We start from the raw sequence: 7,117 nt of genomic DNA, 5'->3' as shown, positions 1-7,117 counted from the left end.
GTGATATGCGTCTGCATTTTCTTTCACCTATCGCTAGGCAATAGAAAACTGCTCGCCGAAAAGGCGCTCACGGCTCAAAAGAGCCTTGACTGTGATTCTCGGAAGTGCGATTCTCTAGCTGCTAAACCAATGAGAAGGGCTTCCGGGATGTCGTTTCGGGGGCCTTTTTCTTTTTGCCGTAGGTCCTTTCTTTCCATTCACCTCTAGTCAAGCCGCGACGCGGCACCGCCGATCAACCTTGTCAGCTGACAGGGTTTCTCGCCGATCTCATGAGTCGCCGCCATCACTGTGGAAGCGCTCAACCAGTTTTGGTAATTCCGTCTGCATGAACTCACCGAAGGCATCGGCGCTGTCTTTGGACAGCTTCAGCCGTATGTCCCGATCGCGAAAAGTAGCCTTAGCCAGAACGGCGCCTGCAGCGTCACGCAGGTCCAATTCGGTCTGGTTGCTTTCTGCCGCAGTCTGATCGAGAGCAGAGGTAAGCGCGGCCTGAAATCGTTCATCCGACGAAAAGACCTTGTCAGCTGACAAGGTTTCTCGAACACGTGCCACTGCCTTGCTGTCCTTCTGAACTGCTTGGGCAAACGATACCCAACGCGGTCGCCCGATCTTCGGCGCCCGCCCAATTGACTCAATGATATCGATTGGAACAGAGCGGTGAACTTGGCGAAGTCTCGCTAGTTCTGCGTCATCAATTGAGAGCGCAGCCTTAATATCACGCGGTTTGATGCCCTGTTCATCCATACGCATAGCAAACAGAGCGCGTTCGATCCACGTGAGATCTTGCCGATCGGAATTCTCAATGCCCTGCGCGATGACGAGCTCAGAGTCCGTCAATGTCGTAACGACGGCCTTGAGGCTCCGACCGAGTTCTCTCGCCGCCCTCCACCGTCTGTGGCCAAATATGACCTGGTACTTCCCATCGTCCAAAGGATGGGGCCTTAGCTGAACGGGAACCTTTTGACCCTCAGCGTCGAAGCGCTTCTTAAATTCCTCGAAGCTTTCGTCGTCATCCTCAAGCCGGTCCGGGAAAGGTGAGGGCTCAATAAGGTCGGGGCTAATTTCCTGGATCGCGCCGCCACTTTCGACGAGGGCAAGGAGCCTATCCCGTTCCTCGCGAATTTCAGCCAAAGAACGCTGTGTAGCCCCAATAATTCCTGCACCGACCCTTGGCGACGTTCTCTGAGGTGCTTTCTGAATGTCCGTCGCCTGTTCCGGTTCGTCGGGCGCAGCCGAAGATAGCGCTCCGAAGTTGGCGATAATTGATTTTGAATTGGGTTTCTTCGTCATGTCCGACCCCAACTCTGGCGAACAAGTTCGAGTATCCGATCATTCACAGCGTCGATCGAATCTTTGGCACGCCGGAAAGTATCCCTGCCGACGTTCCCAGACTCCAGCTCATAGAGCGTCCTCTTGGCCAGTCCCGCGCTCTCAATCGCCGTGCTTTCGACCGCGGTCGGAGCAAGCACGTCTTCGGCGAACAAATGGCGCAACATAGACACGACCTGAGCCTGAGGTTGGTCATTGGGGTCGTGCCGTGTAATCAGGTAGTGGAAAAAATCCTGCTTGAGCTCTCCGCCTTCCGCACGAATGGCGCCTATGAGTCCGTCCATCATCAGGAGAAACTGGCTCATCGACATGACATCCAGCATTGCTGGATGCACGGTCACGATAATGCCCGTTGCTGCATAAATGGCACCGAGGGTCAGGAACCCGAGGGAAGGGGGGGTATCAAGAACAACCACATCATAGTTGTCCTCAACTTCTCCAATTGCGAGCCGGAGGCGTTCAAAGAAGATGGTTTCTCGAGAGGCTGACTTGTTGGCAAGTACGTGAGGCGTCTCGTGCTCGTATTCCATAACCTCGATGTTGCCAGGAACGAGATCAATGCCGGGAAAGTAAGTCTTGCGGACGATCTCCCGCATTGGCCGGCGCTCCGAGCCATAGCGAAGAGCCGCGTAAATGGTCTCGTTCTCACCAACATCCATTTCCGGCTGGGCGCCGAACATCGCGGATAGGGATGCCTGTGGATCAAGGTCAATCGCCAAAACCCGGTAACCCTGAAGGGCCAGGTAGTGAGCCAAATGCGCAGCAGTCGTCGTTTTGGCGCTACCGCCTTTGAAGTTAATGACGCCGAGGATCTGCAGATGCTCGTTTGGCCGGCGGCGAGGAAGATATCGAAGCGCATCTGCCGGCTTTTGTTCAGCAAACAAGCGGCGCAGTTCATTGACCTGGTCGAGTGTATAGACCCGATAGTTGTTGTCGAGCCGATCCGGTACCGGACCCTTTCCCTCATTTGACAATGATCGTAGGGTAGGCTCGGGTATGGTCGTCAGTTTTGATACCTCGTGGGTCATCAAACGCCTGAGCGACTTCTGTGCTTCCGGGGGATACATCCGTTCCCGAATCGATTGGAGCTGACCTGAGAGGAGGCCAGCGTGTCGCATGATCTTCTCTTCCGGTGTCTCTGGTCCGCTCTGAACGTGCGACGTCGCAATCATCTGGTGCATTTATCCCTATCGGGTTAGGGGTGTTATTCTGCGTATAACCCGATGTACACCATTCACGATTCTGGGCTTGCGTCCAGCCGTTTTTGGTTAATGAACTCTTAACAATCCATAGCCCTCCTAGAGAGCTCGGTCGTAACTTTTCCGCTTTTTATATGTTTTTCAGTGCTTTACAGAACCCATGGGCCTGAATGTCTCCTGGAATTTCCCCGGCAGTTTTGCCGGCACTGACGCATGGCGACAAATCCGAGAAACCAACTCGCGCAAAAAATCCGCAGAAATCGGCCAATTTCGAACCCGACTCAGCAAAGTGAGTCGCCTCAAAGCCCCAGACAGAAACCGTTCCAGCACCAATCAAGGCGCGACCCCGGCAGAACTGCCGGGATGACCGATTCCGCCTCATGCGGCAAAAGCCGCAACTCACCTTTGAGTAGCAGCGGCGGATGCAATGCAAACCTTGTTTGGTCGTAACGATGGTGCCCGGATTGCACCGAGAGGAGGAGCGTTATGACTGCGTCGTCCTCCCGGTCACGGCTGATCCGCAAGCTGCGCGATGCGCTCGGCGACGTAATCTGCGCTGCGCTCGAGGATGCCGACGTCGTCGAGGTGATGTTGAATCCCGACGGTCGGTTGTTTGTCGAGCGGCTGGGGGAGGGGATCGAAGCCGTTGGGGAGCTGGTCCCGGGCGCGGCCGAGATCATCATTGGCAGCGTTGCCCACGCGCTGCAGACCGAGGCCGATGAAGACAGGCCGATCATCTCAGGCGAACTGCCGATCGGCGGGCATCGCTTCGAGGGATTGCTCCCACCGGTGGTCAGTGCTCCGAGCTTCACGATCCGGCGCCGGGCATCGCGCCTCATCCCTTTAGCCGACTATGTGTCGGCCGGCATCATGACAAAACTGCAGGCCTCGATCGTGCGCCAGGCGGTTCGCGACCGCCTCAACATCGTCGTGTCGGGCGGGACCGGTTCGGGCAAGACCACGCTCGCGAATGCGGTCATTGCCGAGATTGTCGCGGACACGCCAGCGCACCGGCTTCTGATCCTTGAGGACACCGCCGAAATCCAATGCGCCGCCGAGAATGCCGTCGCTCTGCACACATCCGACACCGTCGACATGGCACGGCTCCTGAAAAGCACCATGCGCCTCAGGCCAGATCGCATCATTGTCGGCGAGGTCCGCGACGGCGCGGCGCTGACGCTGCTCAAGGCGTGGAACACCGGGCACCCGGGCGGCATCACGACGATCCACGCCAATAGTGCACATTCCGCCTTGCGCCGGCTCGAACAGCTGACGGCCGAGGTCAGCCAGCAGCCCATGCGTGAAGTCATAGGGGAGGCCGTTGACCTCGTCATCTCCATCGAACGGACCGCGACTGGTCGGCGCGTGCGCGACGTCATGCGCGTCCATCAGTACGCCGGCGACCGCTACGAGACCGATCATCATTCCCAAATCGACGAGGACAGCCATGCCGCCTAAGACTTCACCTATACCAATCCTGAGATTTTTACTCGTCGTGCTGTTGGTGGCAGTCGCCACACCGGCGCTCGCCAGTTCAGGCGGCGGCCTGCCGTGGGAAGGCCCGCTGCAACAGATCCAGGAATCGATCACCGGGCCGGTGGCCGGCTTCATCGCGCTCGCCGCGGTCGCTGTCGCTGGCGGCATGCTGATCTTTGGCGGCGAGCTGAACGATTTCGCGCGACGCCTGATGTATGTGGTGCTCGTCGCCGGCATCCTGCTCGGCGCGACACAGATTGTCGGCCTGTTCGGCGCCTCGGGTGCCTCGATTGCCCTCCCTGGTCAGGCGGACCTGAGTGCGGCGGGGGAGGGGAGCGATGGCTGAATCCGTCGCTCCCCTCGTTCACTCGCGGATCCACCGCGCCCTGTCCCGGCCGAACCATCTGATGGGGGCCGACCGCGAGCTCGTGCTTCTTACGGGATTGGCAACGGTGATCCTGATGTTCGTGGTGCTGACCTGGTACTCGGTGCTGCTGGGGCTTGCCATCTGGATCGCTGTGGTCGGCGTCCTGCGCATCATGGCGAAGGCCGATCCGATGATGCGCCAGGTCTACCTGCGCCACATCGGCTATCGGCCATCCTATCATCCGACTTCATCACCCTGGCGGAGGTACTGATCCGCCATGGTCGCGCTTCGCCAGTTCCGGGATTCCAAACCGTCCTTCTCCGACCTGCTGCCCTATGCGGGCCTGGTCGACGATGGCGTTATCCTGTTGAAGGACGGCTCGCTGATGGCGGGCTGGTACTTCGCGGGGCCGGACAGCGAAAGCTCGACCAATATCGAGCGCAACGAGGTCTCGCGCCAGATCAATGCCATTATTGGACGGCTGGGATCAGGCTGGATGATCCAGGTCGAGGCGGTTCGCGTGCCGACGACCGCCTATCCTGCGCGCGAGGCCTGCCACTTTCCCGATCCCGTCACCCGCGCGATCGACGAGCAGCGGCGTGCGCATTTCATGGCAGAGCGCGGCCATTACGAGAGCCAGCACGCCCTCATCCTGACCTACCGGCCTCCGGAGCCGCGGCGCTCAGCCATGGCGCGCTACGTCTATTCAGACGAGGCGAGCCGGACCGAGACCTATGCCGACGGCGTTCTGATCTCGTTCAAGACCTCGATCCGCGAAGTCGAGCAATATCTCGGCAATGTGCTGATGATCCGCCGCATGGTGACGCGCACGGTCATCGATCCTGAGACCGGCGACGAAGCGCGTTATGACGAGCTCTTCCAGTTCATCCGCTTCTGCATTGTCGGCGAAAGCCACCCTGTGCGCCTGCCGGCAATCCCGATGTATCTCGACTGGCTGGCAACGGCCGAGTTTCACCACGGTCTTTCGCCGATGGTCGATGGGCGGTTCCTCGCCGTCGTCGGGATCGACGGGTTCCCGGCGGAAAGCTGGCCGGGGATCCTCAACACACTCGATTTGATGCCGCTCACCTATCGCTGGTCCAGCCGGTTCGTGTTCCTCGATGACCAGGAGGCCCGGCAGAAGCTCGAACGCACCCGAAAGAAGTGGCAGCAAAAGGTCAGGCCCTTCTTCGACCAGCTCTTCCAGACACAAAGCCGCGCCGTCGACCAGGACGCGCTGACCATGGTCGCCGAAACCGAGGACGCGATCGCCGAAGCCTCCTCGCAATTGGTCGCCTATGGCTATTACACGCCGGTCATCGTTATGTTCGATACCGATGACACCCGCCTGCAGGACCAGGCCGAGGCCGTCCGGCGCCTGATACAGGCCGAGGGCTTTGGCGCCCGCATCGAGACCCTCAACGCTACGGAGGCCTTTCTCGGCAGCCTGCCCGGCAACTGGTACGCGAATGTCAGGGAACCCCTGATCAACACCCGCAATCTCGCCGACCTCATCCCGGCCAATTCCGTCTGGGCCGGCAGCGCGACCGCACCTTGCCCGTTCTACTCGCCCAATGCCCCGCCGCTGATGCAGGTCGCCAGCGGCAGCTCTCCCTTCCGGTTGAACCTTCACGTCGACGATGTCGGCCACACGCTGATTTTCGGACCGACGGGGTCCGGCAAGTCGACACTGTTGGCGCTGATCGCGGCGCAGTTCCGGCGCTATGAACACGCTCAAATCTTTGCCTTCGACAAGGGCAAGTCGCTCTACCCGCTCACAATCGCCGCCGGCGGAGACCACTACGAGATCGGGGCAGGGGAGGGGGAAGCAGCCCTTGCTTTCTGTCCGCTCGCCGAACTTGAGACGGAGGCGGATCGGGCGTGGGCAAGCGAATGGGTCGAGACGCTGATCGCCATTCAGGGTGTGACGATCACGCCGGATCATCGCAACGCCATTGCGCGCCAGATCGGGCTGATGGCCTCCGCCCGTGGACGTTCTCTTTCCGATTTCGTCAGCGGCGTGCAGATGCGCGACATCAAGGACGCGCTCCAGCACTACACGGTCGATGGGCCGATGGGACAGCTTCTGGATGCCGAAGAGGACGGGCTGCGCCTCGGCACATTCCAGACCTTCGAGGCCGAGGAGCTGATGAATATGGGCGAGCGCAATCTCGTGCCCGTGCTTCTTTATCTGTTCCGCAGGATCGAAAAGCGTCTGACCGGCGCGCCCAGCCTGATCATTCTCGACGAAGCCTGGCTCATGCTCGGCCATCCGATGTTCCGCGACAAGATCAGGGAATGGCTCAAAGTTCTGCGCAAGGCGAACGGCGCCGTCATCATGGCCACGCAGTCGATCTCCGATGCCGAGCAGTCGGGCATTATCGACGTCCTGAAGGAAAGCTGCCCGACCAAGATATGTCTGCCGAACGGCGCGGCGCGTGAACCGGGCACTCGCGAGTTCTATGAGCGCATCGGCTTTAACGAGCGGCAGATCGAGATCGTCGCGACCGCGGTTCCGAAGCGAGAATACTACGTCGCATCTCCGGAAGGTCGCCGCCTGTTCGACATGGCGCTTGGTCCGGTCGCGCTCGCCTTCGTCGGCGCCTCTTCCAAAGACAATCTGAAACGCATTGACGAGCTCCGGCAATCGCACGGTGCCGATTGGCCCAGCCATTGGCTGGAAGAAAGGGGAGTGGATGATGCCAGACACGTTCTTACGGACAGCTAGGATTGCAGTTGCCGCACT

The 7,117-nt window shown here is 59.7% G+C and carries 6 protein-coding genes; 4 read left to right on the top strand and 2 right to left on the bottom strand.

The genetic code is table 11. The features are described from left to right. Positions 1-267: 267 nt before the first annotated feature. The gene (gene repB / locus LC343_RS23665; protein WP_223479626.1) at positions 268-1,290 is read right to left on the bottom strand and encodes a plasmid partitioning protein RepB; all 1,023 of its coding nucleotides are present in this window, start codon (positions 1,288-1,290) and stop codon (positions 268-270) included. Then, positions 1,287-2,510, bottom strand: a complete 1,224-nt coding sequence (repA, locus tag LC343_RS23660) for a plasmid partitioning protein RepA (protein ID WP_223479625.1) — start codon at positions 2,508-2,510, stop codon at positions 1,287-1,289. Before repA ends, repB begins: the two co-directional genes overlap by 4 nt. 504 nt (positions 2,511-3,014) lie before the next feature. Here repA and trbB point away from each other — a divergent pair. The 4 genes from trbB to LC343_RS23640 are packed head-to-tail and all read left to right on the top strand — an operon-like array spanning position 3,015 to position 7,099. After that, entirely contained in the window at positions 3,015-3,986 is a 972-nt protein-coding gene (gene trbB / locus LC343_RS23655; protein ID WP_223479624.1) for a P-type conjugative transfer ATPase TrbB, read from the top strand. After that, positions 3,976-4,350, top strand: a complete 375-nt coding sequence (locus LC343_RS23650) for a TrbC/VirB2 family protein (protein WP_223479623.1) — start codon at positions 3,976-3,978, stop codon at positions 4,348-4,350. The genes trbB and LC343_RS23650 overlap by 11 nt, the downstream gene beginning before the upstream one ends. Beyond that, positions 4,343-4,642 carry a conjugal transfer protein TrbD gene (locus LC343_RS23645; RefSeq protein ID WP_223479622.1) on the top strand — a complete coding sequence of 100 codons (300 nt, stop codon included), beginning with the start codon at positions 4,343-4,345 and terminating at the stop codon, positions 4,640-4,642. Before LC343_RS23650 ends, LC343_RS23645 begins: the two co-directional genes overlap by 8 nt. A gap of 6 nt (positions 4,643-4,648) precedes the next feature. Beyond that, entirely contained in the window at positions 4,649-7,099 is a 2,451-nt protein-coding gene (locus LC343_RS23640; RefSeq protein WP_223479621.1) for a conjugal transfer protein TrbE, read from the top strand. Positions 7,100-7,117: the final 18 nt, after the last annotated feature.

Source organism: Oricola indica (assembly GCF_019966595.1).
GTDB lineage: Bacteria > Pseudomonadota > Alphaproteobacteria > Rhizobiales > Rhizobiaceae > Oricola > Oricola indica.
This window is presented reverse-complemented; position numbering and strand designations above follow the sequence as displayed.